This is a genomic window from Flavobacterium sp. CHNK8, from assembly GCF_019774515.1.
GTDB classification, from domain to species: Bacteria; Bacteroidota; Bacteroidia; order Flavobacteriales; family Flavobacteriaceae; genus Flavobacterium; species Flavobacterium tiangeerense.
Genome location: NZ_CP081492.1, coordinates 2,633,132 through 2,658,813 on the forward strand (window position 1 = coordinate 2,633,132; position 25,682 = coordinate 2,658,813).

Annotated in this window: 25 protein-coding genes; 11 read left to right on the plus strand and 14 right to left on the minus strand. The window is 34.5% G+C overall.

Translation table 11 applies throughout. The features are described from left to right. The first annotated feature begins 13 nt into the window (after positions 1-13). The gene (gene nudK, locus K5V07_RS11385) at positions 14-595 is read left to right on the plus strand and encodes a GDP-mannose pyrophosphatase NudK (protein ID WP_144889030.1); all 582 of its coding nucleotides are present in this window, start codon (positions 14-16) and stop codon (positions 593-595) included. Then, the gene (locus K5V07_RS11390) at positions 595-1,476 is read left to right on the plus strand and encodes a DMT family transporter (protein WP_221917571.1); all 882 of its coding nucleotides are present in this window, start codon (positions 595-597) and stop codon (positions 1,474-1,476) included. Before nudK ends, K5V07_RS11390 begins: the two co-directional genes overlap by 1 nt. Positions 1,477-1,509: 33 nt before the next feature. Here the strand turns inward: K5V07_RS11390 and K5V07_RS11395 are convergent, their stop codons facing one another. Then, a complete protein-coding gene (locus tag K5V07_RS11395) occupies positions 1,510-2,721 on the minus strand; it encodes an MFS transporter (protein WP_221917572.1) in 1,212 nt (403 codons plus the stop codon). 49 nt (positions 2,722-2,770) lie between these two features. Further along, on the minus strand, positions 2,771-3,682 hold the full coding sequence (locus tag K5V07_RS11400) for an AEC family transporter (RefSeq protein WP_221917573.1): 912 nt from the start codon (positions 3,680-3,682) through the stop codon (positions 2,771-2,773). 142 nt (positions 3,683-3,824) lie between these two features. On the opposite strand from K5V07_RS11400, the gene K5V07_RS11405 reads away from it, so the two are divergent. From K5V07_RS11405 to meaB, 3 genes are all read left to right on the plus strand, one after another. Then, positions 3,825-4,232: an Rrf2 family transcriptional regulator gene (locus tag K5V07_RS11405; protein ID WP_221917574.1), complete on the plus strand. Its 408-nt coding sequence runs from the start codon at positions 3,825-3,827 to the stop codon at positions 4,230-4,232. A 55-nt stretch (positions 4,233-4,287) separates the two neighbouring features. Further along, positions 4,288-4,935 carry an NAD(P)-dependent oxidoreductase gene (locus K5V07_RS11410; RefSeq protein WP_221917575.1) on the plus strand — a complete coding sequence of 216 codons (648 nt, stop codon included), beginning with the start codon at positions 4,288-4,290 and terminating at the stop codon, positions 4,933-4,935. Between the two features lie 97 nt (positions 4,936-5,032). Next, positions 5,033-6,124, plus strand: coding sequence for a methylmalonyl Co-A mutase-associated GTPase MeaB (meaB, locus tag K5V07_RS11415; protein WP_255577997.1), 1,092 nt, complete (start codon positions 5,033-5,035; stop codon positions 6,122-6,124). 2 nt (positions 6,125-6,126) lie between these two features. Here meaB and K5V07_RS11420 read toward each other — a convergent pair whose 3' ends face one another. The 3 genes from K5V07_RS11420 to K5V07_RS11430 all read right to left on the minus strand — a co-directional run bounded on the left by K5V07_RS11420 (position 6,127) and on the right by K5V07_RS11430 (position 8,798). Then, positions 6,127-6,357, minus strand: coding sequence for a hypothetical protein (locus K5V07_RS11420; protein WP_086453598.1), 231 nt, complete (start codon positions 6,355-6,357; stop codon positions 6,127-6,129). 78 nt (positions 6,358-6,435) lie between these two features. Then, on the minus strand, positions 6,436-7,344 hold the full coding sequence (locus K5V07_RS11425) for a prohibitin family protein (protein WP_158728338.1): 909 nt from the start codon (positions 7,342-7,344) through the stop codon (positions 6,436-6,438). 71 nt (positions 7,345-7,415) lie between these two features. Further along, positions 7,416-8,798, minus strand: a complete 1,383-nt coding sequence (locus K5V07_RS11430) for an MATE family efflux transporter (RefSeq protein ID WP_221917577.1) — start codon at positions 8,796-8,798, stop codon at positions 7,416-7,418. Positions 8,799-9,028: 230 nt separating this feature from the next. Between K5V07_RS11430 and K5V07_RS11435 the strand changes: the two genes are divergently transcribed. Beyond that, positions 9,029-9,589 carry a hypothetical protein gene (locus tag K5V07_RS11435; protein ID WP_221917578.1) on the plus strand — a complete coding sequence of 187 codons (561 nt, stop codon included), beginning with the start codon at positions 9,029-9,031 and terminating at the stop codon, positions 9,587-9,589. A 57-nt stretch (positions 9,590-9,646) separates the two neighbouring features. On the opposite strand, the gene K5V07_RS11440 is transcribed toward K5V07_RS11435, so the two are convergent. Further along, entirely contained in the window at positions 9,647-10,525 is an 879-nt protein-coding gene (locus tag K5V07_RS11440) for a PPK2 family polyphosphate kinase (protein ID WP_221917579.1), read from the minus strand. A gap of 152 nt (positions 10,526-10,677) precedes the next feature. On the opposite strand from K5V07_RS11440, the gene K5V07_RS11445 reads away from it, so the two are divergent. Then, positions 10,678-11,517, plus strand: a complete 840-nt coding sequence (locus tag K5V07_RS11445) for a hypothetical protein (protein ID WP_221917580.1) — start codon at positions 10,678-10,680, stop codon at positions 11,515-11,517. Positions 11,518-11,654: 137 nt separating this feature from the next. Continuing rightward, positions 11,655-12,371, plus strand: coding sequence for a 3-ketoacyl-ACP reductase (locus K5V07_RS11450; protein WP_221917581.1), 717 nt, complete (start codon positions 11,655-11,657; stop codon positions 12,369-12,371). 92 nt (positions 12,372-12,463) lie between these two features. Here K5V07_RS11450 and K5V07_RS11455 read toward each other — a convergent pair whose 3' ends face one another. After that, a complete protein-coding gene (locus K5V07_RS11455; protein ID WP_221917582.1) occupies positions 12,464-13,339 on the minus strand; it encodes a L,D-transpeptidase in 876 nt (291 codons plus the stop codon). 303 nt (positions 13,340-13,642) lie between these two features. Then, on the minus strand, positions 13,643-14,971 hold the full coding sequence (mtaB, locus tag K5V07_RS11460) for a tRNA (N(6)-L-threonylcarbamoyladenosine(37)-C(2))-methylthiotransferase MtaB (RefSeq protein WP_221917583.1): 1,329 nt from the start codon (positions 14,969-14,971) through the stop codon (positions 13,643-13,645). A 389-nt stretch (positions 14,972-15,360) separates the two neighbouring features. Between mtaB and K5V07_RS11465 the strand changes: the two genes are divergently transcribed. The 3 genes from K5V07_RS11465 to K5V07_RS11475 all read left to right on the plus strand — a co-directional run bounded on the left by K5V07_RS11465 (position 15,361) and on the right by K5V07_RS11475 (position 19,912). Then, positions 15,361-17,043, plus strand: coding sequence for a helicase associated domain-containing protein (locus K5V07_RS11465; RefSeq protein ID WP_221917584.1), 1,683 nt, complete (start codon positions 15,361-15,363; stop codon positions 17,041-17,043). A 165-nt stretch (positions 17,044-17,208) separates the two neighbouring features. Beyond that, positions 17,209-18,681: a serine hydrolase gene (locus K5V07_RS11470; protein ID WP_221917585.1), complete on the plus strand. Its 1,473-nt coding sequence runs from the start codon at positions 17,209-17,211 to the stop codon at positions 18,679-18,681. Positions 18,682-19,393: 712 nt separating this feature from the next. Then, a complete protein-coding gene (locus tag K5V07_RS11475; RefSeq protein WP_244289507.1) occupies positions 19,394-19,912 on the plus strand; it encodes a hypothetical protein in 519 nt (172 codons plus the stop codon). A 62-nt stretch (positions 19,913-19,974) separates the two neighbouring features. Here the strand turns inward: K5V07_RS11475 and K5V07_RS11480 are convergent, their stop codons facing one another. From K5V07_RS11480 to K5V07_RS11505, 6 genes are all read right to left on the minus strand, one after another. After that, on the minus strand, positions 19,975-20,772 hold the full coding sequence (locus K5V07_RS11480) for a Cof-type HAD-IIB family hydrolase (protein WP_221917586.1): 798 nt from the start codon (positions 20,770-20,772) through the stop codon (positions 19,975-19,977). 40 nt (positions 20,773-20,812) lie between these two features. Beyond that, positions 20,813-21,031, minus strand: a complete 219-nt coding sequence (locus K5V07_RS11485) for a putative signal transducing protein (RefSeq protein ID WP_086453769.1) — start codon at positions 21,029-21,031, stop codon at positions 20,813-20,815. A gap of 14 nt (positions 21,032-21,045) precedes the next feature. Next, positions 21,046-21,723: a DEAD/DEAH box helicase gene (locus K5V07_RS11490; RefSeq protein ID WP_221917587.1), complete on the minus strand. Its 678-nt coding sequence runs from the start codon at positions 21,721-21,723 to the stop codon at positions 21,046-21,048. 86 nt (positions 21,724-21,809) lie between these two features. Next, the gene (locus tag K5V07_RS11495) at positions 21,810-22,973 is read right to left on the minus strand and encodes a sigma-54 dependent transcriptional regulator (RefSeq protein ID WP_086453771.1); all 1,164 of its coding nucleotides are present in this window, start codon (positions 22,971-22,973) and stop codon (positions 21,810-21,812) included. A 195-nt stretch (positions 22,974-23,168) separates the two neighbouring features. Continuing rightward, positions 23,169-24,476: an ABC transporter permease gene (locus tag K5V07_RS11500; protein WP_221917588.1), complete on the minus strand. Its 1,308-nt coding sequence runs from the start codon at positions 24,474-24,476 to the stop codon at positions 23,169-23,171. Positions 24,477-24,563: 87 nt separating this feature from the next. Next, positions 24,564-25,487, minus strand: coding sequence for an ABC transporter ATP-binding protein (locus K5V07_RS11505; RefSeq protein WP_086453773.1), 924 nt, complete (start codon positions 25,485-25,487; stop codon positions 24,564-24,566). Positions 25,488-25,682: the final 195 nt, after the last annotated feature.

Genomic DNA, 25,682 nt, shown 5'->3' on the forward strand with positions numbered 1-25,682 from the left:
ATAAATGAATCAAATGAAAAATCCAAATATTAAAATCCAAAATACTGAAATACTTTCTGATAACTGGTATCAACTAAACAAAGTAACATTTGATTATCAAAAAAAAGACAACTCATGGATTACTCAAAAAAGAGAGGTCTATGACAGAGGTAATGGAGCGGCCATATTGTTATACAACACGCATTTTAAAACAGTTGTACTTACAAAGCAGTTCAGACTACCTACCTATTTAAATGGCAATGAAAGCGGGATGATGATTGAAGTTTGCGCAGGACTTCTAGACCAAGACAATCCTGAACAATGCATAATAAGAGAAACTGAAGAAGAAACGGGATACCGAATTTCAAAAGTAAAAAGAATCATGGAAACGTATATGTCACCAGGTGCTGTTACTGAAATTCTCTATTTATTTACTGGTGAATATGATGCTAGCATGAAAGTAAGCGAAGGTGGTGGAGTTGAACATGAGGAGGAAAATATCGAGGTAATTGAAATGCCATTTGAAGTTGCATACGCTATGATTGAAAGTGGTGAATTAAAAGATGCTAAAACAATTATGCTCTTACAATATGCCAAAATAAATAGCCTTTTGTAATGAATAACACTATTAAAGGAGTTTTATTTGCTTTACTAGCTACTTTACTTTGGTCAGGAAATATGGTTATTGCAAGCGGGATCAAAGGACATATCCCTCCTGTTGGCTTAGCATTTTGGCGCTGGGCGGTGGCTTGTATTGTTTTGGCACCATTTGCTTTAAAAACAACTATTGACACAATTTCAACAGTTAAAAAGCACATTAAATACTTATCAATTACTGCTTTGTTAGGCATCACCATATTTAACACACTCATCTACTTTGCTGGCAAAACAACTAGTGCTGTAAATTTGTCATTAATTGCGATTTCGATTCCATTATTTATAGTATTGTTGTCCCGTATTGTTTTCAAAGAAAAAGTTTCAACTAAACAAAATATTGGAATTGCAATCATCATAACTGGAGTTTTGGTACTCATTTCCAAAGGATCATTTCAGGCATTACTGCACATACAATTTGCCATTGGAGATGTTTTAATGCTTTTTGCCTGCTTTTTCTTTGCGTGTTACACCATTTTAGTTCGCCAGAAACCAGATGAGTTAACTCCAAAAGTATTTCTATTCAGTTTGTTTGTAATTGGAACTATTTTCCTGCTTCCGATTTACGTCGTAGAACACATTTACTTTAAAAAAGTAACTCTCGATTCAAAAACTATCTTCATTACGGGCTATGTTGGCGTTTGCGCGTCCTTAATTTCATTTTATGTCTGGAACGAAGCTATCCGTTTGATAGGCACCTCAAAAACAGCTTTGATTTACTACTTAATCCCAGTATTTAGTGGACTTCTAGCTTATTTATTTCTAAATCAAGAAATTTCACTTTTGCAAATGATCAGTATGGGAATCATTATTTCAGGGTTGTTAATTACCAATAAGAAATAGGATTGATAATTTATTAAAAAAAATTAAAACGTTCTATTTCTTCTTTAAATTCGGCAAAAAGAGCGCTATTATACCAATCAAGGGAAGATAAGCACATATAAAATAAACATGGGTTATACTAGTTTGATCAGCAAGACGGCCTAGTAAAGCAGAACCTAAACCTCCCATTCCAAAAGCAAAACCATAAAACAGTCCTGAAACCATTCCGAGTTTTTTAGGCAATAACTCTTGCGCATAGACTAAAATTGCTGGAAAAGCAGATGACATGATAATCCCAATGAGCACAGATAAAACTCCTGTCCAAAATAAATCGGCATACGGCAACAATAAGGTGAAAGGTGCAGCCCCTAAAACAGAGAACCAGATTACGTATTTTCTTCCAAACTTATCGCCAATGGGTCCGCCTAAAAGTGTACCTATAGCACAAGAAACTAAAAATAAAACCAAATAAAACTGTGCATCTTGAACCGACAAGCTAAATTTTTCAATAAGATAGAAAGTGAAATAACTAGACATACTAGCCATATAAAAGAACTTAGAAAAAATCAAAACCAACAAAACTACCACAGCTAAAACAATGGTGTTTTGGGATAAATCCGGTAGAGCAATTACTGTTTTCTTGGTGCTACGTAAACTCAAATGATGCTGGTACCATAAGGCAATTCTACTCAAAACCACTAGGCCAATTAAAGCTGCTACAACAAACCAAATGATATAAAACTGTGAATTAGGAACTACAATTAAAGCAATTAATAAAGGACCAATAGCAGTACCAGCATTACCTCCTAGCTGAAAAATGGATTGTGCCAAACCGCGCTTGCCTCCAGAGGCTAGAAACGATATTCTAGAAGCTTCAGGATGAAAAATAGAAGATCCTATTCCTACCAAAACAACAGCAATAATAATCATTTCAAAACTAGAAGCGTAGGACAAACATATAATTCCTGACATAGAAAACAACATCCCGAAGATTTGTGAAAAAGGCTTTGGCCTCTTGTCTGTATACAAACCCACTAATGGCTGCAAAATAGAGGCGGCCAGTTGATAAGCTAACGTAATTAGACCTATTTGTGAAAAAGTCAAATTAAAATTTTGTTTTAAAATGGGATATGATGCCGGAATAACAGCTTGCAGTAAATCGTTTAGTAAATGTGCAAACGCAATAGAAAACAAGATCGAATAAACGGTTTGCTGTGCAATAGGATTTGTATCTTGTTGGGATACCGAATTAGTAGATGTATTCATATTAAAAAAATAGATAAACGTATATAAGATTTAGTTGTTATAAATCAGTTTAAATAAACTGTACTAAAAAATACCAAAACAACAAAGTCACAAACGATAATGGGATTCCAAAACCGATCATCATGCTGCTTAAACGAGGTTTTAAACCATGGGAAGCAGATAAAATACAAGCTGTAATCATAGGAGCCATCGCAGCTTCCATGATTGCTACTTGAATAATTTTAGAATGCTGTTGCAAAAGCACTACATACAGAAAATATAAGAGTGCAGGCGTTAGGATTAATTTATATAGAAGTCCGAGTCCTAAAAAACGCCAATGCTGACTTTTACGTTCAAATTTTAATTGCAACCCAACTGATAACAACGCTATTGGTGTTACACCGCTTCCTACTTTTTGTAATCCAAATTGAAGCGTATCAATAAAATCATATCCTAAATTATTCATGACACAAGCAACTAAGAATACAATGAAAGGTGGAAAAAAAAGGATTTTTTTTAAAATATCAAGTCCATTAGATTGACTACTCGAATACATCGTAGCGACTAGAATACCTAGGGTGGAAAGCACCACAAAAGATCCTGGTTGATCTACTAAAATAGCTGTTTTCAATCCTTCTTCACCATACAAAGCCTCAATTATTGGGAATCCTAAAAAGGAAGTGTTTCCTAATCCTGATGTCAGAATCAAACATCCAATGAGTTTATTAGACCAACCAAATTTTTTCCCTAAAAGTGTAAAAAAAAGGTACGCGCCGATAAAGCCTATCCAAGCCACACCTATAGGAAAAAGCAACTCCGTACTCCATTTTATTTTAGGGATGTAAAATAGTCCAAGCGCAGGAAGACAAACATAAATTACAATTTTATTCAGAAATTTATAAATGTCTACTGGAAATCCTTTGCAATATTGCAAAATAATACCGAGTACTAAAAAAACAAAAATTAATATAAAATTGGTCATAGCTTAATTTGCTACAAAAGTACCCCTATTTTATGAATTGAATCAAATGAATTTACAAATAGGCGCATGAAGAAGAAAAAAAACATTTTAAAATTGGTAAATTAAAAATACATCGTATATTTGTAACATATTTTATTACAGTATGATTTCAGGTAAGTTTGCTATAACCATTCACATTCTCACATTGATGCATCAATTTCCTGAGGAATATTTATCCTCAGAGTTCTTGGCATCAAGTATGAATGTACACCCCGTTTTGGTTCGGAAAGAGATTGCAAACCTCAAGAAAAATAACATTGTTGTTAGTAAAGAAGGTAAAAACGGAGGTAGTAAACTGTCCGTATCGGCAGCATCAATTACTTTAGATACGATATTCAAAATGACTTTTGAAACGGTTAACTTAGGCTATGCAAAAAACACGCCCAATCCAAAATGCCCTATTGGAAGAAAAATGAATGAAAAACTAACCGATTTGTATGATGAAATCAACACTAAAATCAGCTCTGAATTGAGCAACATAACACTCGAAAAATTTTCTAACCAATTTTAAACTTTTTTTTAAATTAAACTGTAACATTTTTTATTACTTATTAAAACCTAACATTATGAAAATTGCTATCATTGGAGCCACTGGATTTGTGGGCACCGCTATTTTAAACGAATTGACATCACGTAATCATGAAATTACTGCAATTGCGAGAAATCCAAAAGACGAAAATAATGAAGTCGTAAAATGGATTAAGGCTGATGCCCATGTAGAAACGGAATTACTTGAGGCCATCTCAGAAAATGATCTTGTGATTAACGCTTATAGTGCAGGCTGGACCAATCCTAACTTTTACAACGATTTTCTTGAAGCCTCAAAAACAATTCAGGAAGCAGTAAAAAAATCAGATGTAAAACGATTTCTTACTATTGGAGGTGGCGGTAGTTTGTACGTTGCGCCGAATGTTCAAGCAGTAGACACACCTGATTTTCCTAAAGAATATTATACGGGCGCTACCGCTGCAAGAGATTACTTGAATCATATTAAAGAGGAAAAAGAACTAGATTGGGCTTTTTTCAGTCCTGCTTTGGAGATGCATCAGGGCATAACTACAGGAAGAACGGGCAAATACCGTCTAGGTTTAGAAAATCCTGTCTTTAATGAAGATAATAGAAGCATCCTATCTGTAGAGGATCTTGCAGTTGTTATTGCCGATGAAGCTGAAGAACCAAAGCATCATCAAGTACGATTTACAGCGGCATATTAGTACACAACTAGCATCTAAAAAAACAGTTTCAAAAAGTAAAAGCTTATTTGAAACTGTTTTTGTTTTTAGTACTTTTACAGTTCAACGCCACCATATTTTGGAACAAAAAAACAAAAACCCAAGCGCACTTCACGAAAAACCTGGAATTGCTCCTCCCGAAATGATCAGCACAACATCTGTTGGAGTTATTCAGCGTTTTAGAAAAATACAACCGTCCGCAAAAGAACTTGTTGAAGGTATTTTAGCCGAAAATATTACTGCCTTGAGCCGAGCCATTACTCTTGTAGAAAGTACCAGCAGTACTCATTTGGCTAAAGCCAATGAAGTAATCACAGCTTGCTTACCGCACGCCAATAAATCGGTGCGAATTGGAATTACAGGCGTTCCCGGCGTTGGAAAAAGTACTTTTATTGAAGCTTTTGGAAAATACTTAACGAGCTTAGGAAAAAAAGTAGCCGTACTGGCCGTTGATCCTAGTAGTACTATTTCACACGGAAGTATTCTGGGTGATAAAACTCGTATGGAAGAACTAGTCAAAGATAAAAATGCGTTTATCCGTCCATCAGCTTCAGGAGAAACATTAGGAGGCGTAGCCCGTAAAACTCGTGAAACCATTACACTTTGTGAAGCTGCAGGTTTTGATATCATTATTATAGAAACTGTTGGCGTAGGCCAAAGCGAAACGGCTGTTCACAGTATGGTTGATTTTTTTCTGTTGTTAAAAATATCTGGTGCAGGCGATGAATTACAAGGCATTAAACGCGGAATTATGGAAATGGCCGATGCTATTGTGATCAACAAAGCCGATGGGGATAATATCAAAAGAGCCAATCTTGCCAAATTAGAATTCAACAGAGCTTTGCATCTTTTTCCTGCCAAAAAATCAGGCTGGACACCCACAACTGCAGCTTGTAGTGCCATTACTCACGAAGGAATCAGCGAAGTTTGGACCACCATCGAAAAATTCTTAAGCCTAACCAAAAGCAATGCCTATTTTTTTGAAAAAAGAAAGGAACAAAATCAATATTGGATGCTTGAAACGATCAACGAGCAATTGAAAACCAATTTTTTCAGCAATCCAGAAATCCAAAAATCATTAACATCTACAAAAAAAGCGGTACAAAATGATGAAATTTCACCCTTTGCAGCCGCTCAAAAATTATTAGAAACCTATTTCAAAAAAGAGTAAACTTACTCTTTTTCGTAGCGTTCCATTTCCCGGTCATAAAACTCATTGGCAAGAACGATTAATCCTTCCATTTCAGTATTCAATTCGGCTTCGTCTAAATCCTCAGCTTCTTCCATAAACTCTACCTCATCGTCTTTCAGATTAATTATAAATCTTGGATAGTCTAAGTGTATGATAAAAATATCTTCGGGAAAATCAGTATTGTCTCCTAGTAAAAATTTTGGTAATTCCATTATGTATTATTTTATTGATTCGTTTTATAATTCACCAGTTAAGTGAGTTTTCTTTAGTTCCGCCAAAACTTCAAAAATCTATTTATCAGAAAGAATTATGGGTGCACTTCCTTTACCATTCATAAAAATAATTTTTGTGTTTGATGACGCTGCTAATTCTTTTTGTGCCTTTATTTGCTCGTATTGCAATTGCTTATCTGACAATCCTGTCGAAATAATACGCTGATAATCTGCAATACCTTGTGCTTCTACTCTTTTACGTTCGGCTTCTTGTTTTTCTTTCTGCAACACAAACGTCATTTTTTGCGCATCTTGCTCTGCATTAATTTTACTTTCGATAGAGGCTTTTACTGATGCTGGTAAGTTTATATTTCGAATGAGCAATTGCTCTAGAACCAAACCTCTAGCTTTGAAATCAGCTTCAATTGTTTTGAAGATACGCTGTTGAAATTCATTTCTTTTTGTTGAATATAAAGCTACAGCATCATAATAAACAGCATTGTCTCTAATACGCGTTCTGGTTACTGGACGAACAATTTTATCTGAATAGTTTACACCAATTTCCTTAAAGATTTTTGGAGCAGATTCTGGAGAAATTCTGAATAAAACAGTCAAATCGATGACTACTTCCAGTCCATCATTAGAAAGAACACGAATGGCATCATCACCTTGTTGAGCTCCTTCGCTATGAACGGCAGACATGGTATAATTTTGTGTTTGAATATCAAATTCTGTCACATCCATAAGAGGATTAATCAAACTCAATCCACTTTCTAGGATATCTGACTGCACACTTCCATAAAGCGACTTTACACCGACTTTACCCGCATCAATTTGTTTAAAAACCGACGAAACAACGCCTAAAAAAATCAGAAGAATACCTGCAATTTTTAGAGCTCCTGAAAATTTAGAAAAAGAATTTGACGTATTATTTAATGTAAAACTAAAAACTAGTAGAACGACTCCAAGGATAATAAATACTATCATTTTGTAAAGGGTTAAGTTTGTATCCTTGTTATACGGAAATAGAAATAAGAAGTTACAATGTACGAAAAAATTTAACTTTGATGTTGTTGCATTGCCAACTTCTTAGTCAATCTTGCAAAGCGAATATACAAAAATAATGCAGCAATTGTTAAACCTGCTAAAAGTCCTATCCAGATACCCACAGCTTTGAGCTCTGTGTACTTTCCTAAATAATACGATATAGGAAAACCTACAACCCAATAGGCTACAAAGGTAATGTACATAGGGATTTTTACATCTTGAAGACCTCTAAGTGCACCCAAAACAACAACTTGAATCCCATCTGAAATTTGAAATATAGCCGCAATCAACAATAATTTTGAAGTGATTGCTATAATTTCATTATTATCAACTAGTTGACTCGCATCGGACATGTTTAAGAAAAAATGTGGTAACACTTGATGAAAAATAACAAATAAAATCGCAAAAAATATTTCTAGTAAAATAGCTAAAATAAAAATAGAGCGCGCTACTACAATAAGTTGCTTAAAATCATTCAATCCCTTGGTATTACTTACTCGTATCATGGCTGTAACACTAAGTCCCATAGCCACCATAAAGGTTGATGATGCCAGGATTAATGCAATTTGATTTGCAGCTTGGCTATTTTTTCCCAATGATCCAGAGAGCCAAATTGCCGCCGTAAATAAAGTGACCTCAAAAAGCATTTGCATGGCTGAGGGCATTCCTAAATTAATGATTTTTTTAAGAATCGATTTTTTTATTTCTTTGAAACTAAAATTCTTGAAGTATTTTTTCAAATCGGCGTTTCTTTTCATCAAATAATGCATAAAAACCACCATCATGATTCGGGATAAAACCGTTCCTAATGCTGCCCCTAGAATTCCTAATTTTGGAAAAATCCAAATTCCATAAATCAATACGTAGTTAAAAAAAACATGCACCACGTTCGCCAGCAAAATGGCATACATAGAGTATTTAGTTTTTGATAAACCATCTGCAAACTGCTTGTATCCTTGGTACATAATTACCGGAATCATAGAAAAAGCAACCCAATCAATATAAGGCGCAGCAAGATCAGCTACTTCTTTGGGCTGATGCATGATATACATTACTTGTTTAGAAAGTACCGTAACTACAAACAACACAAATCCCAAAATGGTACATAACAATAATCCGTGATGAAAAGTAGTTCGGATTTTTTGATTATCTTTCTCAGCATCGGCCTCTGCAATAAGCGGTGTTATTGCGGTAGAAAACCCAATACCAATAGACATTGCAATAAAAATAAAACTATTTCCAAGTGAAACAGCTGCTAATTCAGTAGAGCCTAATTTCCCTACCATAAAATTATCAACAATACCTATTAATGTATGTCCCAACATTCCTAGAATGACAGGATAGGCTAATTTGATGTTATAAGAAAACTCTTTGACGTACTGCGATAAATTCACTATGCTATTTTTTGATGGCAAAGATAATTAGAAGCTTCCAATTCTAACCGTGTTATTACATTATTAACCTAACCTTTTTTGAATAATATATACAAAAACAAGAAATTCTGTAACAAACCCGTTAAATTGTATAACATGCCTACAAAACTCCAAGTCTATATTTGTACCGTTGTATTGCACGAATAACAAAAGCAAAATGACACAAAATATTAATATTAAATTTTACAATTATGACAATCGCAGGAAAAATTAAAACAGGATTTTTAGTAGCAGTAGCAATGATGTTTGCTTCAACAACTCAAGCACAAGAAACAAACACAGCAGAGAATTATGATCAAGGTTTCCGTTTAGGTGTAGGATTAAATGCAGGTTACTCAACTAATGACCCATACAAATTAGCACTTGGTGCTGACGTAAGAGGTCAATATGATTTATCAAAAAGATACTCTTTGACCTTAACTACAGGATACACTAATTTGTTTGTTAGTAAAGCTGATGGAAAAGACTTAGGTTTAATCCCAGCTAAAGCAGGTTTCAAAGCCTTTGTTTGGAATGATCAATTTTACTTAATGGGTGAAGCAGGTGCTGCGTTTGCTGTAAGTAATGTAGACAATACCAGAGATAAAACATCTTTATTGTTGTCTCCAAGTATAGGATACGCTACTAAATATATTGATGTATCGTTAAACTATACACACTACAACCATTTAGATCGTTTAAACAACAATGGAACTCTTGGTAGAGGAGTTGGACAAGTTGGTGTACGTTTAGCTTACGGTTTTCAACTATAAGACCTCTTAGAATTAGTTATAAAAAAAATGCGCTGAATTTCAGCGCATTTTTTTTGTCTAGTCCTTTTCTAACATTTCTTTATACACTTCTATATTAGCCTTGACCTTATCATCCATCTCTGGTTCCTTAATATCAGTGTGTTTTTGCATTTCTTCCCAGATAATCTTAGCCACAATATAACGCGCCATTTCTTTATCATCAGCCGGAACAACATACCATGGCGCATGCTCAGAACTTGTCTTGTTTATGGCTTCTTCATAAAAATGCATATAATTATCCCATTGATCACGCTCTTTCAAATCTCCCACCGAAAATTTCCAGTTGTGCTCCCGCTCTTCTAATCGGCGTAACAAGCGCTGCCTTTGCTCCTCTTTACTCAAATGCAAAAAGAACTTTAGCATTATGGTTCCATTTTGCGTAATATGCTTTTCAAAATTATTAATCTGCTCCATTCTATTTTCCCAAAATTCCGGCGTAATATCTGCCACGTCTTCAATTCCAGGTAGATTTTCGTTCAAAATATACTCAGGATGCACTCTCGTCACCAATACATTTTCATAATGTGATCTATTAAACACAGCAAACTTACCTTTTTCAGGTAAAACTAAGTAATGCCTCCACAAATAATCATGCTCTAACTCGGTAGAATTGGGCGTTTTAAAACTATGAACCACCACCCCTCTCGAGTTAAATTCCTTGAAAACTTCCCGAATCAAACTGTCCTTTCCAGAAGTGTCCATTCCTTGCAAACAAATCAAAACACCATACCTATTGTGCGCATACATGACATCTTGAAGGGCACTTAATTTTTCAGTGACATTCTTTAATTTGTCTTCTTTTTTTTCATCACTGGCACCAATTTCTAAATTGGTTGGCAATTTTGACAAGTTAATTTTGTCAACAACTTTAAAATCGTCTGGATTTATAGACTTCATAGGAAATAATTTATCTTTACTTCTCAAATATAACAAATTACAAGGAGCTTTTTCCTGCTGTACGCTTGAATCTTTTCCTCCGCCAAAAAAAGGCGTTCGTAAAAGGATAACGCTTCCATCAGGGCTAGGGACTTGCTTTAAAAAGACAAATCATGGAAAAATTTAAACTCGAAATTCTCTTTCACATCATCGGTATTGGTTCAGCTTCAGGACTTATCTATAAAAATAATTCTCTCCTAATAATAGGTGATAACAGCGGATTCCTTTATGAATATCAATTGGATTCCAAAGAATTACAACGCCATCCGTTGCTCGAAAATCCTATTGAAAACACCCCTAAAAAAGATAAAGCCGATTTTGAAGCTATCGCATACTTTGGCGATAGTCTTTTTGTTTTTGGATCTGGTTCAACCGCCAATAGGAACAAAATGATTCAACTAAACGATGCCGATAAAAAAATAATTGCAACTCACGATCTAACCGATTTGTATGCTGTCATGCAAAACTTTGGCGAGATTAATCCCGAAGAATTCAATATTGAAGGCGCCACGTATAATGGTCAAAATTGGTATTTATTGAACCGCGGAAACGGAATTTCGAATAAAAATGTACTTTTTACCATAGCCGGAAAAAACCTAACAAACGATTTTCAAATTCTTTCCAATACTTACAAATTACCTAAAATAAAAGGAGTACGCAGCAGCTTTACCGATGCGATTCTTGTAGAAGATACGCTTTATTTTTTGGCCACAGCCGAAGATACAAAATCAACGTATGATGATGGAGAAGTTTTAGGAAGCTTAATTGGGAGCATCGACTTGAAAACCATGAAAATCAATTTCACACAAAAAATTAGCGATACCCATAAATTTGAGGGATTGACTTTATACACCAATTCAAAAGAAAAAATTGAGTTCCTGCTTTGTGAAGACAAAGACACTGAGGTTCTTGAAACAACCATTTACCAATTGACATTAAATAAAAAAAGATAGTTGACACCATCTTAATTTTACTTTAGCTCCACGTAAGTTAAAATTAGATTAAAATAAAAATCAAATGAAGATAGCAGTTGAAAACATGCTAATTTTACATAAAAATTTGTCAAAACTAACATCAAATAACATATCAAATGACTGATTTAAAAAATAAAAATGCACTTGTTACTGGTGCTGGAAAAGGAATAGGAAAAGCAATTGCATTGGCTCTAGCCAAAGAAGGTGTAAACGTAATTTTAGTAGCGCGCACTCAAGAAGAAATTGACAGTGTAGCTGCAAAAGTACGCTCGCTACGTGTAAAAGCCTTGGCTGTTACTGCAGATGTTGCTGATATCAACTCTGTAAACGCTGCGGTAGAAAAAGCACTAAGCGAGTTTGGAACCATTGATATTTTGATCAATAACGCAGGTATCGCATCTTTTGGAAAATTCTTAGAATTAGAACCAACCGATTGGGAACGCATTATTCAAGTCAATTTAATGGGACCGTATTACGTAACCAGAGCCGTTGTTCCGAACATGATTGAAAGACAAACTGGAGATATTATCAACATTTCATCAACCGCTGGATTAGCCGGAAATGCCATGACGAGTGCGTACAGCGCTTCTAAATTTGCTTTGTTAGGTTTAACTGATTCATTGATGCAAGAAATGCGCAAACACAACATTCGTGTTACCGCACTTACGCCAAGCACCGTGGCGACTGACATGGCCAAAGAACTCAAACTTACGGACGGAAATCCGGATAAAGTAATGCAAGCCGAAGATATGGCAGAGCTCGTAATCGCGCAACTCAAATTAAACCGACGCGTGTTTGTAAAAAACAGCAGTCTTTGGTCTACTAATCCGTAAAATTTAAAAGCTTACAGTATAAAAACTAAAAACCATTAAGAAGCAAATTAAAATCGCTTTCTCAATGGTTTTTTCTTTGTTACAAGCTGTGTCTATTCCTTATTTTGTTGCGTAGCTCTATTTTTCTGTTCTTTTAAAATGGAATTCAAGTGTGGTTTTGTTTCTCTTTCGATATCACTTTCGGTGATTTGTAATCCTTTAGCATCGTCTGCCAAAACATACCAAGGTTTGGTTTTTCCAAACGGATAGGCTCCAAAAACAATGACAGGAGTTCCTTTTACTTTTACATTTTGTTCATCTTCTAGCACCCATTCCTCTGCCCAACTGTACAATTTTTTAGCATCTGCTTCTTGAAGTCTCAAACAAGAGTGCGACGCTGGATAACCCGGCAAAGCATATTGATGAAAACCAACACCCAATTTATTTTCGATGTTAAAATTCCATTTTAAATCCCACTCATCGTTAAAAGTACTAGTTGTTTCCTCTGCTTTCCAGTTGGTAAAAAACAAGCCCGTAGGTGTTTTATCTTTTTCCCTTCCCATATTCGTTGGACCGGTATAAATCAATTCGCCGTTTTCATAGGCTGCAAAGGTTTGTGTTGGATATGAAAAATAGATAACTTTATCGATATCTTTCAAATACGGAACTTTCAAAGGAAATGGCAAATAATAGGCTATGTCCCCAGTAAAATCATTTGGAACAATAACCGAATCTAATTTTTTGAAATTCTCAGCATCTGTTCTATTAATCGCATAAGCAAGCTGCAATTGAGCACTATCGTTTGTAGCTTTCTCTAACCATTGTTTCGTGTTTTCAAAATTATAAGTGACCGTGCCAGGTTTTTTTCGTTCTATTTTAGTTGGAATTTTTTCTGTTTGATTTTTGTTTTTGGAACTAGTTGCGCTCTCTTTGCAAGAAAACAAAACAGTACAAACTACTGCGCTAAGGATACATATTATTGGCTTCATAAAGTTAAATTTTAATTAGTTTAAAATTACCTCAATCAGCTATCAAGTCTCTTACACAATTTGTACTAGTTGTTACAGAATTAAACTTCAAAAACCATTAAGAAAATGAATAAAATTAAGCGTAAATCTTAATGAACTTAATTCCTTAATGGTTTAAAAATATTTTACTTCAATGACTTAAATGTTTAAACCTAAAACAAAAAAAACATTAAGAAGATGAAGAAAGTTAAGCCTAAAACTTAATGAACTTAACCCCTTAATGGTTTAAAAATATTTTACTTAAATGACTTATATGTTTAAAACCTACACTAACACAGATACAAAATCCATGCGAACGCTGCCATCTTCATCAATTCGAGTCAAGTTGATATCGTGTAGCGTATTCACCAATTCTGGATTCCAAGGCGTTTTTACTTTTACGTAATTTTCAGTAAATCCGTGAATGTAGCCTTCTTTGTTTTCACTTTCAAACAACACTTTGCGTTGCGTTCCCAACTGACTTTCGTAAAAAGCACGACGTTTTTTCACTGATAATCCACGAAGCATTTTACTGCGTTTCGCACGCACATTTGCCGGAACAATGCCACTCATAGCAGCAGCTTCGGTATTATCACGCTCCGAATACGTAAAAACGTGCAAGTACGAAATATCCAAATCATTCAAAAAATGATACGTTTCCAGGAAATGCTCGTCCGTTTCACCAGGAAAACCTACAATCACGTCTACACCTATACACGCATGTGGCATCACCTCGCGAATTTTATTCACTCGCTCCGTGTACACCTCGCGCAAGTAACGGCGTTTCATCAACTTCAAAATATCGTTACTCCCTGATTGCAACGGAATGTGAAAATGTGGCACAAAAGTCCTGCTTTTCGACACAAATTCAATTGTTTCGTTTTTCAATAAATTCGGTTCAATAGAGGAAATTCGCAAACGCTCAATACCTTCCACTTCATCCAAAGCCTGAACCAATTCCAGAAAAGTATGTTCGTGTTTTTTATTTCCAAATTCCCCTTTACCGTAATCGCCAATATTTACGCCAGTCAGTACAATTTCTTTAATGCCTTGTTTCGAAATTTCGGCTGCATTTTTCAATACATTTCCTAACTCGTCACTTCTAGAAATTCCTCTCGCCAGCGGAATCGTGCAATACGTACATTTATAATCACAACCATCCTGAACTTTCAAGAACGCGCGCGTTCTATCGCCTATAGAATAACTGCCTACATAAAAATCAGCTTCGGCAATCTCGCACGAATGCACCTCGCCCATATCATTTTTAGACAAATCATTGATGTAATCGGCTAGTTTGAATTTTTCGGTAGCACCAAGTACCAAATCTACTCCATCCACCGCCGCCAATTCTTCGGGTTTTAGTTGCGCATAACAACCCACCGCAGCCACAAAAGCTTTATCATTGAGCTTCATGGCCTTACGCACCACTTGTTTGAATTGTTTATCGGCATTTTCAGTAACTGAACACGTATTAATCACATACATATCAGCCACTTCTTCAAAATCAACGCGATCAAAACCCTCGTCTTGAAGATTGCGCGCAATAGTTGATGTTTCTGAGAAATTGAGTTTACAGCCTAAAGTATAAAAGGCTACTTTTTTGCGTTTTTCCATAAGTAAGCGCTATCTAATGAAATCGTTGTCAAAAAAATAGCGTGCGCAAATTTACGAACAAATACGAGAAAACGATAACGATTTGAATTTTTATTAAATAGGGCGTGCCCCTCCGTAAACTGCGGGTCGGGCTCTTCGCTCTATCTTTATTTTTTTAAAGAAAAAAAATAAAGGATGCCGCTGCTATCCCTCACGCGAGCGCGCAAACTGTAAATCAAAACAACTGCAACAAGAAACACTATTGCTTTTGTAATAAATTTATTATTTCTATATTTGATAAATGCAAACCAACTGTGCTATATACTAATCATTTTCAATTGGTTTGACTTGGAGAGGGTTTATGGTAATTGATACAGTGCTTGTGTGTAATTTAATGAATGAAACGATACATGAAAGCAACATTTTTAGGACACGGACTTAATACAGAAAACAAATTCAATGTTGGAAAACAAATTGTAGTTTCATTAGCTGACAGAAAATATAATTGTTTTAACGGTTTTGTTGCTTTTACTGCTATATCAGGAGTATTAACAATTCTAAAAAATTTAAAAATAGCTTCAAAAAATTATTCTCAATTACGTTTTTTTATTGGTGTTGATAATATGGGAACTTCAAAGGAGGCTCTTGAACTTTTATTGAAAGAGAATATTGAAACCTATATATTTCATGATAAAAGAGATTATATTACGTATCATCCTAAAATATATCTTTTTGAAGGACCTATTTTTACAAGAGTCATTATTGGTTCTTCGAATCTTACAAATTCAGGAATGAAAACTAATATAGAAGCTTCCGTTCAAATTGATTTCAGAACTAAAACAGATAAACAAGGTGAAAAACTTCTCAGTGAAATTAAAAATAATTTTTCTGAATTACTTAATTTGAAATCAAACAAACTATCAAGACTAACAGCTGAATTAATTGAAAAACTTGTTGCGGATAATTTAATCTACTCTCAAAAAAAATTAGGAAATTCCATAGAAGAAAACATAAATAATGATGGTGAAAATCCTATTGAAAGCGGTACACTAACTGTTGCTGAATTCGATATCAACTCAGGTTTTGAACAAGAAGTAACAGAATCAAAATCAAAAAATGTTAATTTCTCGGAGCGTGAATATGAAATTTTTGATGAATATATAGAGAGATACTTAACTTATGTCAATACTTTAAACCCAAGCGGTGTTGTAAGCAATCAGACAGACGATAGAGAACTTTATAATTGGTATCGGAGAATGACCGATTATTTCAGAAATGACGAATTACCAGAGGAAATATTTGAGAGATTATTAGAAGTTGATTTTCCATTTGGGGAAGGCAAAGAACGAAAAAGATTAATGAATTGGGACAACCGATTTGAACAACTTAAAGTTTTTAAAAAAACGGTCGATCCAGAGGGTGAATTTACTCACGTACCACAATTTAAAGACAGCTCCAACAAGTATTATAAATTAGGTACTTGGTGTGCAACTCAGAAACAAAGAAGAAAAGGTAATTATCCCCCTGAATGGACAGATTATGAAGAGGAAAAAATGAATTCAATAAACTTTTTATGGGAGGCTATTAATATGGGAAGCAGACCAAAAGATGATGAATGGATAGACAATTTAGTCAATTTAGAAAATTATTATAGTGAATCTGTGAATTATAAAACTGTGCCACCACAAACAACTAAAGTTGGCAAATGGCTTAATGACCAGATGACGCTAAAACTAAAAGGTAGCAGAGGTAAAGTTAAAAAATTTCTTTCTGTAATTAGAGAAGAATTACTTGGTAACTTGCTTCTAAGAAATGGAGTTGAATGGGAATGGGAAAAGCAAAAACATAGAGAAAGCGTTGAAGAAACATTAAAAAATTGGAAGGAATTACAATTTATTGACTCTCAACCTCCTAAAAAAAACATTACAGAAACTGAAAAGGAACTTATAAAATCTTACAGAGAAAAAGTTGCTTCCTTGAGACACAGAAGTAAAATATGGCACAATGAGAAGAACAAATGGAAACTAGAAATTTTAGATAAAGCCGGTTTTCCATATCCTAAACCAAATGAAACTGATGAATTGCTAGAATGAGATAATCCAACCGGCGCTCATTCGCAACGAATGCCTACTAATCTTAAAGAAGAAAACCCGATAGAGCAGATTTGCAATCCGTGTCCACAACAATAAGACACAAAAAACAAAAACTATTATTTATTTCGTTCAAAAAAACATCAATCACTAAAAACAACAATCATTATGAAACAACGTTCCAAGCATTTTGCAGTAAAGACAATCCTAATTGGTCTATTCATCCAGTTAATTACAATAACAATTTCCTTTGGGCAAACCAAAACAGAGCAAATTGATAAATTGATGAATTTATATTCAGAATATGAGCAATTTAACGGCTCCATTCTTGTCGCTGATGCTGGAAAAGTTATTTATAAAAAGGGTTTTGGAATGGCAAACATGGAATGGAATATTCCGAATCAGCCAGACACAAAACACCGCTTGGGTTCTGTTACCAAACAGTTTACCGCTGTGCTAATACTTCAATTAGTGGAGCAAGGAAAATTAAAGTTGGATGCGCCTATCTCAACCTATCTTCCTGATTATCCTAAAACATTGGGCGATAAAATCACTATTCATCATTTACTGACGCATACCTCTGGAATTCCTAATTACACTTCGTTTCCAAATTTCATGAAAGATTTAAGCATGAATCCGTATAGTCCGGAAGTTTTTGTGAAAAAATTCTCTGATCTACCACTGGAGTTTATACCTGGCGAAAAATTTGCCTACAGCAATTCTGGTTATTTTTTATTGGGTTACATTATAGAAAAAGTTTCTGGCAAAACCTATGAACAGTTTTTGCAAGACAATATTCTTACGCCACTCAAAATGAATAATACAGGATACGATCACCACGAAACGATTCTAAAAAACAGAGCTTCTGGTTATGAGAAAAACGGTAAAAACTATAGTAATGCTAGTTATCTTGATTTGTCAATCCCCTACGCTGCCGGCTCTTTGTACTCTACTGTAGACGATTTATTTCTATGGAATCAAGCACTTTACACTGAACAATTACTTTCGACAAAATATAAAGAACTATTATTTAATTCCTATATCCCAGCAGGACCGGGCCATTATGGTTACGGATGGTTTGTCAACAAGGCTTTCAACGAAGAAAAAAATGAAAGCATAACAGTTATTGAACATGGTGGTGGAATAAATGGATTTAACACCTTATTCTCTCAGATACCGGCTGACAAAAATCTAGTAGTTTTATTAAATAATACGGGCGGTACAAACTTAAACGAGATGAATAAAGCGATTAGAAATATCCTTTACAATAAACCTTATAGTTTGCCTAAAAAATCATTAGCGAATGCTTTCGCAGAAGTTATTCTGGAAAAAGGAATCGCATCTGGAATCCAGTACTTTAAAGAAAATAAAAATTCAAATACTTTTGCTATCAACGAAAATGAAATGAACAGCGCAGGATATCAATTATTACAAACCGGAAAAGTAAAAGAAGCGATAGAAGTTTTTAAGCTAAATGTTGAAGCGTTTCCTAAATCAGGAAATGCATATGACAGTTTAGGAGAAGCCTATTTAAAAAACGGAGATAAAAAACTTGCCCTTGTTAACTATAAAAAATCCATAGAACTAGATCCAAATAATGAAAACGGGAAAAAAGTATTGGAAGAACTTTCAAAGTCCTAAATTATCCCACTGGCGCTCGTTTGCAGCGAGTGCCAATTTTTCTCAAAGCAGAAAATCGTAGCGTTTGCAACGCGTATACTTAAACCAAAATTAAATCCTATAATTTTTAGACATGCAAAGCAATTAAACAAATACCCATTTAGCGCCAGGCTTCTTGAGATTCCTCCTTCGTCGGAATGACAAAAAAACATGCACAATTTTTTAAAAATAAAACCATTAAAAAATTAAGATTAAGAACAAATCTTAAATCCCTTAATTTCTTAATGGTTTATAAAAAATAGTACAATAGCCTACACCAAAATGTACTTACTCCTCCTTCGAAAAAAATAAAAAAAGGCTAAAATTTTTAAAAATAAAAATCGCTAGCAATCAATAGTTAGGATATTGCAATCCATATATCGAAATTATTAATTGATTGTTATGATTTTGAAAGAAGTGCATTCGCTATTAAAATGGTTCTAATTTTGAAACCAAAATAAAAAGCAATGCTATCTAAAAAAGAAATACTAAACACATCCTAAAATACGTTGTAGTAATTGTTTAATTAAGAAATGTTATAAAATAGCTCAATAATTGAATGACACTTTGAGATTGATATTTTATACACTATCTTTCCATTGTAATTTAATATATTTTAAATTACTCAAAAACAAATGATTAACAACTGGGTAAGCCGAAAACCAACTAGAGTAGGCAACATTTTATAACTACAATGAAAACATTTTTCCCCACAATCTACTTCATTCTTTTAGCAGCTCTAGGCTGTTATGGTCAAAATCCTGCTCCAAAAACCAACACATTCCCATCAGTTACTACATTGAGTAATTGGGCAAATTACAACTCACAACAAAAATTTGATTTAGAAATTAGAACATTAGGTTTTAAATTCGAAATAAAAGAAGCCGAAACTAGCTCTATTGCGTACACCTACATACGCAAAGTTGTTATTGATGGCGTGAATTACACGGATAGAATAGTGTATCGCATTGCAAATGATAACAGCGCAAGCATTATTTCACTGGTAACAGCATCTACAGATCTAGTTTCATTATACAACCCACAACTAGCTACTTTCAAAAATGTCAAGTGTGATACACCAATGGCAAAAGACAAGAATACTTCATGCAATTGTTATGTAAGTAAAACTCATGCAATTGATATTTGTGACGAGCGCGTCAAACTAACTATGGGAGACGGAAATAAATACTTTATATCAGTAGCTAAACTGTAGAGAACTACAAAACGATAAAACTATTTCAGCGATACATTTAAAAAAAATGTATCGCTTTTTTATTAGTTTATGTTCAAAATAAAACGTTCAATAACTTCGGCCACGCCATGATCGTTATTTGATGCTACAATTTCATCGCCGTACATGCGTAACTCTGGTGTAACATTATCTACCCACACGCCAAGTCCGGCATATTGAATCATTGATAAATCATTCCCTGCATTACCCACAGCAATGATTTCGCTTTGATCAATTGCTAATTTTTTAGCTAAAAAAGCGATACTTGCTGCTTTATCAATTCCGTTTGGTGCTACTTCTAAGAAAAAAGGTTTTGACATGGAAACACTTAAATCTGGCATAGCGTTTTTTAAATCTTTTTCTACTTCTTTTAAGTAAGAAGGTTCTTCAAGCAAGATACACTTTACTGCATTAGTGGTAACAGCAGCTTTAAAATCAGGTACTAAATGATGTTCAAGTCCTGTTATGCTTCGTTCTACCTCAATAAACTCTGAGTGAGTCTCGCTAATAATAACATCGTTTATATAAGTAATAATGTGGGTATTACTTTTTAAACTGTATTCATGGAGTATATGAATTTGCTCTTTGGTCAAAGATTTTTCAAAAAGAATTTCACTAGTATTCAAATCAGAGACTACTGCTCCATTAAAAGAAATCATGAAATTATTTTTCAGCTCATAAGCAAATTGCGTCATGGCAGGTGTAGGTCTACCTGATGCTAAAACTACCTCAACGCCTAAATCTTGCGCCCTAGCAATCATTTTTCTGTTCTCTGGAGAAATGGTATGATCATCCGTCAACAAGGTATCGTCCATGTCTAGGACAAGCATTTTGTATTTCATAATTTTTATTTTACAGCTAAAAAATCAGTCACAGACTAGCTTAGATATTCATTCTAAAATCTTCAATAACTGGATTGGCTTTTGCAAAATCAGTTTCTTGAATAAAAAGTTCTACTGCTAAATCACTACCGCCAAAACCTCCCAAACGTGAAGATTGAATGTTGTCCTTTTTTAAGGTTTCAACACCCGCTGTTTCTAATCTTTCTTGCAAGGCTTGCGCCAAAATTTCACTTCCTGAAAAGACTTTCATTAATCCCATTGTATTTCTATTTATTAATTAACATCATTATTTTCTTCCTCGTTTTCTTCATCTTCGTCCTCTTCATCCTCATCTTCGTCTTCATAAAAATCAAATTCAAAAGGCTCAATTAACATTCTCTCGGCCATGATTTCAATTCGTTCTGAGAACTGCTCGGTGAAAATAATGCGTTGGGTTTTATCAATACTATTCGAGATTCGCATGATTTTGGTTTCGTGACGCAATTTCAAAATAGGATCAGCATCGTCTAGAATAAACATTTTCAATCGGTTCACGTTGTAGCCCGCCGATGAAAACATTTCGCTCAATTTATTTGGCGTCCCAATCAAAACATCAATACCGGTTGAAATGTAATTTTTGTCATAATCCATATCGCCTTTGTCATGCACACCATATATTTCTAGGTCTGTGTATTTTGCCAATTTTTCAAATTGCGCTACCATCTCGACAACTTTTTCCTTATCCGATACGATGATTAAAGCACGTGGCGATTCTTCGACAGAGCCAACCAAGCGTTGAATTACATTGATCACAATTGTAGTCGATTTTCCGCTGCCCGCTGGTGCTACAATAATTGCATCGGCACCACTTTTTAAAGTCCCAAAGGTCTCTTTCTGAATATCATTCGCCTCTAAGAACCCGTTGTCAATTAAGTTTTGTTGCAGCGTCTCGTTTATTTTTTTTAATTTCATTCTTTTTAGATTGAAAGATTCAAAAATTTAAAAATTAAATGATTAGCTCACTAATTTTTAAATGATTCAACCTCTAAATTATTTAATTATTTTGATGCAAATAACTTCACATCATTCTCTGAAATCTCGCTTCCGCCAAGGATAATCAAGCGTTCCACAACATTGCGTAATTCCCTAATATTCCCCGTCCAATCATATTCTTGTAACAATTTGATTGCCGCTGCCGAAAATTTCTTTACCGTATTTCCTTGCTCTGAAGCTATTTTATCAGCAAAATGCTTGATCAACAATGGAATATCATCACGTCTGTCATTAAGAGCTGGTACTTTTATAAGGATTACAGCCAGTCTGTGGTATAAATCCTCTCTAAAACGTCCTTCGGCAATTTCAACTTTTAAATCCTTATTAGTAGCAGCAACAACTCTTACATCAACTTTTATATCTTTATCTGCTCCCACACGGGTAATCATACTTTCTTGTAGCGCTCGTAAAACTTTGGCTTGCGCCGAAAGGCTCATATCGCCAATTTCATCTAAGAAAATAGTTCCTTTATCTGCCGCTTCAAATTTTCCTGCACGATCTTTTACTGCTGATGTAAAAGCTCCTTTTACATGACCAAATAATTCGCTTTCAATCAATTCAGATGGGATTGCAGCACAATTTACTTCGATTAAAGGAAAGTTTGCACGTTCGCTTTTTTCATGCAACTGATGCGCGACTAATTCTTTTCCGGTACCGTTAGGACCTGTAATCAATACTCGTGCCTCGGTTTGAGCTACTTTATCAATCATGATTTTAATATGATTAATGGGCTCGCTCTCACCAATCATTTCATAATTCTTGCTGACTTTTTTCTTTAGGATTTTATTCTCAACTACGAGTTGTTTTTTGTCCAAAGCATTTCGAACCGTATTCAATAAACGGTTTAAATCAGGTGGTTTAGAAATGTAATCAAAAGCTCCTAAACGCATAGTATTTATAGCCGTTTCCATGTCACCATGCCCGGATATCATAACCATTGGGATTTCTGGTTTGATTTTTTTGACTGCTTCTAGCACTTCAACACCATCCATTTTTGGCATTTTTATATCGCATAGAACCAGGTCATAATCGGTGGTTTTAATTTTTTCCAAACCCACTGCACCATCCTCTGCCTCCTCTACTTGGTAGCTATCATTTTCTTCTGATAGGATTTTTGAGAGCACTCTTCTAATGGCTGCCTCATCCTCAATGATAAGTATTTTTGACATATTTTTATTTTTGATTGGCTTATGAACACCAAATTATTTTTATTGCAAAATTCAACTTTCTTACGGGATTCTCTAGCCCCGATTGCAATGGAAATCCTTTACTGCGGCGCGCTAGCAGAGCAGGAAAGATTGAAATGAAAAGCGGGAAATAGCTCCTAAAAAATACTCTTGAACAGCATTTTATAAATTATTTTACTATTTCAACCATCGATACAATTCTTTCCATGTTGGTTTTTTACCATACATTAAAATCCCGATTCGATAAATTTTACCAGCAAACCAAACTACGGATAAAAAAGAAGCAAAAAGTAACGTTATTGATATGGCTATTTGCCACAAAGGTACGCCAAAGGGAATTCTCATGAGCATAACTATGGGCGAAGTAAGCGGAATCATTGAAAAAACTACTGCCACTGTACCGTGTGGATCATTAATAACGGTAAAGAAACCAACATATACGCTGAGTATAAGCGGCATGATTATGGGCATTAAAAACTGTTGAGAGTCGGTTTGATTGTCTACTGCGGCTCCTATTGCGGCATAGAAAGAGCTGTATAACAAATAGCCTCCTATAAAATAAACTACAAAACCCGCTAGTATACCTGCAATAGGCAAGTTCCATAATTCCTTGATATAAAGTGCGGCTGAACTACTCATTTCTGGCTGTGCCGAAAGTACATCTTGAGCACCAGAAACAGGTCCTATATTAACTCCAAAAAATAGTGACACTGAGAAAAGCAATATAAACCCTAAACACGCCCAAATGAAAAATTGCAACAATCCTGCCAGAGCTGTACCTATAATTTTTCCCATCATTAATTGAAATGGTTTAACAGAGGAGATAATAATTTCTACTATTCGGCTTGTTTTTTCCTCTATTACGCTACGCATGACCATGTTGCCATAAATGATAATAAACATCATGATAAGATAACCAAATGCTCCACCTATTCCAATTTTAATTTCGTTTAAGCCTTTAAGACTCTCTTCTCCAGATGCTTTTGTAATGTTAATAACAACTTTTGCCTGTGCTTTTTTGATGGCAAGTGTATCGAGTTTAGCTTGTTCTAAATTTGCCTTTGTCAACTTATTAGCCACTATATCTTGCATGTTTTCAATAAATGCAATGCCTGGACTATCATTTGATATGTATTGAATTTTATTTTCTAACAGTTTTGTATCCTGTACTTTTGGGATATAAATAATTCCTTCGTATGCCTCAGCACTAATACTATCTTTTAAAAAATTTAAATCAAGAGCCGTTAAATCTTGGTAGTCATACGTAGCTTTTTTATTGTTTTTATTTAAAAATTCTTGTACAAACAATCCCGATTTATCATGTATGGCAATGCGCTTTGTATCTGGTTTCATACTGCTCAAGTACGCTACAAAAACTGCAATGGCTACAAATAGCAACGGACTTAAAAAAGTCATTACAATAAAGGACTTGTTACGTACCTTGGTAATGAACTCTCGCTTGATGATTAATGTAATTATTGACATTTTTTAGTTTTGATTTGTCCAAAATTCCCAAAAAAGAGGAATCAAAAAATGGTTATTTAGTTTATTTTTTAATGTGCACATGTCTTGCTAAGAACCGCTAACGGTTTGAATGAAAATATCATTCACACTCGGGATTTTTTCTACAAAATGTGTGATTTGACCAAAAGGAGTTAAACTGTTGAGCAACTCATTTGGTGATGCATTCCCTAATTGAATGTTTAATTTAAACTCATTATTTAACGATTTAAATTGGGCAGGATTTGTGCTAAAGTTTTGAGATAGCGCTTGCATTAAAGCTTCAGGCTTATCCGAAAGTATGCCTACTTCAAATGTATTGGTTTTAAATTGCCTTTTGACATCGTTTAACTTGCCTTCAATTAATTTATTTGATTTGTGAATCAATGCAATATGATCACACATTTCCTCCACACTTTCCATACGGTGGGTAGAGAAAATTATTGTAGCACCCTGATCTCTCAGAGCTAGAATTTCGTCTTTGATAATGATGGCATTCACAGGGTCAAAACCTGAAAAAGGTTCGTCAAAAATGAGTAATTTGGGTTTATGCAACACACAAACAACAAATTGGATTTTTTGAGCCATCCCTTTAGAAAGTTCTTGAATCTTTTTGTTCCACCAGCCTTGAATACCTAGTCTATCAAACCAATATTCCAGTTGTATTTTGGCCTCAGCCTTTGAAAGACCTTTCATTTGCGCTAGGTACAGGCATTGCTCTCCTACTTTCATAGTGTTGTACAAACCTCTTTCCTCTGGTAAATATCCTATGTGTTGTACATGCTTGGGTTGTAATTTTTCTCCATCAAAAATTACAGTGCCACTATCAGGCATTGTAATTTGATTGATAATTCGAATTAATGATGTTTTACCAGCTCCATTTGGTCCCAAGAGTCCGTAAATACTGCCTTTAGGTATATTAAGCGATACTGCATTAAGTGCCTTATAATCGCCGTATTGTTTTACAACTTGATTGATTTCAAGAATAGTACTCATACTTATATTTTAATGGTGTAAAAGTAAATAATTAGTATCAAAATACTTAGAATAGTTTGATATAAGTAGTATTTTATTTTGGCAAAAACTTAATTTTTTAGCCTTGCATAAAATGCTTTTTGCTGACACCAAAATAACAAATTGTATTTCACAAAAAACCCATCCTTGTGCATAAGGATGGGTTTTTTAAGAATG

Coding starts and splice junctions, on each gene's coding strand:
- nudK (WP_144889030.1), top strand. CDS start 14: ATGAAAAATCCAAATATTAAAATCCAAAATACTGAAATACTTTCTGAT.
- K5V07_RS11390 (WP_221917571.1), top strand. CDS start 595: ATGAATAACACTATTAAAGGAGTTTTATTTGCTTTACTAGCTACTTTA.
- K5V07_RS11395 (WP_221917572.1), bottom strand. CDS start 2,721: ATGAATACATCTACTAATTCGGTATCCCAACAAGATACAAATCCTATT.
- K5V07_RS11400 (WP_221917573.1), bottom strand. CDS start 3,682: ATGACCAATTTTATATTAATTTTTGTTTTTTTAGTACTCGGTATTATT.
- K5V07_RS11405 (WP_221917574.1), top strand. CDS start 3,825: ATGATTTCAGGTAAGTTTGCTATAACCATTCACATTCTCACATTGATG.
- K5V07_RS11410 (WP_221917575.1), top strand. CDS start 4,288: ATGAAAATTGCTATCATTGGAGCCACTGGATTTGTGGGCACCGCTATT.
- K5V07_RS11420 (WP_086453598.1), bottom strand. CDS start 6,357: ATGGAATTACCAAAATTTTTACTAGGAGACAATACTGATTTTCCCGAA.
- K5V07_RS11425 (WP_158728338.1), bottom strand. CDS start 7,344: ATGATAGTATTTATTATCCTTGGAGTCGTTCTACTAGTTTTTAGTTTT.
- K5V07_RS11435 (WP_221917578.1), top strand. CDS start 9,029: ATGACAATCGCAGGAAAAATTAAAACAGGATTTTTAGTAGCAGTAGCA.
- K5V07_RS11440 (WP_221917579.1), bottom strand. CDS start 10,525: ATGAAGTCTATAAATCCAGACGATTTTAAAGTTGTTGACAAAATTAAC.
- K5V07_RS11445 (WP_221917580.1), top strand. CDS start 10,678: ATGGAAAAATTTAAACTCGAAATTCTCTTTCACATCATCGGTATTGGT.
- K5V07_RS11450 (WP_221917581.1), top strand. CDS start 11,655: ATGACTGATTTAAAAAATAAAAATGCACTTGTTACTGGTGCTGGAAAA.
- K5V07_RS11455 (WP_221917582.1), bottom strand. CDS start 13,339: ATGAAGCCAATAATATGTATCCTTAGCGCAGTAGTTTGTACTGTTTTG.
- mtaB (WP_221917583.1), bottom strand. CDS start 14,971: ATGGAAAAACGCAAAAAAGTAGCCTTTTATACTTTAGGCTGTAAACTC.
- K5V07_RS11465 (WP_221917584.1), top strand. CDS start 15,361: ATGAAAGCAACATTTTTAGGACACGGACTTAATACAGAAAACAAATTC.
- K5V07_RS11470 (WP_221917585.1), top strand. CDS start 17,209: ATGAAACAACGTTCCAAGCATTTTGCAGTAAAGACAATCCTAATTGGT.
- K5V07_RS11475 (WP_244289507.1), top strand. CDS start 19,394: ATGAAAACATTTTTCCCCACAATCTACTTCATTCTTTTAGCAGCTCTA.
- K5V07_RS11480 (WP_221917586.1), bottom strand. CDS start 20,772: ATGAAATACAAAATGCTTGTCCTAGACATGGACGATACCTTGTTGACG.
- K5V07_RS11485 (WP_086453769.1), bottom strand. CDS start 21,031: ATGGGATTAATGAAAGTCTTTTCAGGAAGTGAAATTTTGGCGCAAGCC.
- K5V07_RS11490 (WP_221917587.1), bottom strand. CDS start 21,723: ATGAAATTAAAAAAAATAAACGAGACGCTGCAACAAAACTTAATTGAC.
- K5V07_RS11495 (WP_086453771.1), bottom strand. CDS start 22,973: ATGTCAAAAATACTTATCATTGAGGATGAGGCAGCCATTAGAAGAGTG.
- K5V07_RS11500 (WP_221917588.1), bottom strand. CDS start 24,476: ATGTCAATAATTACATTAATCATCAAGCGAGAGTTCATTACCAAGGTA.
- K5V07_RS11505 (WP_086453773.1), bottom strand. CDS start 25,487: ATGAGTACTATTCTTGAAATCAATCAAGTTGTAAAACAATACGGCGAT.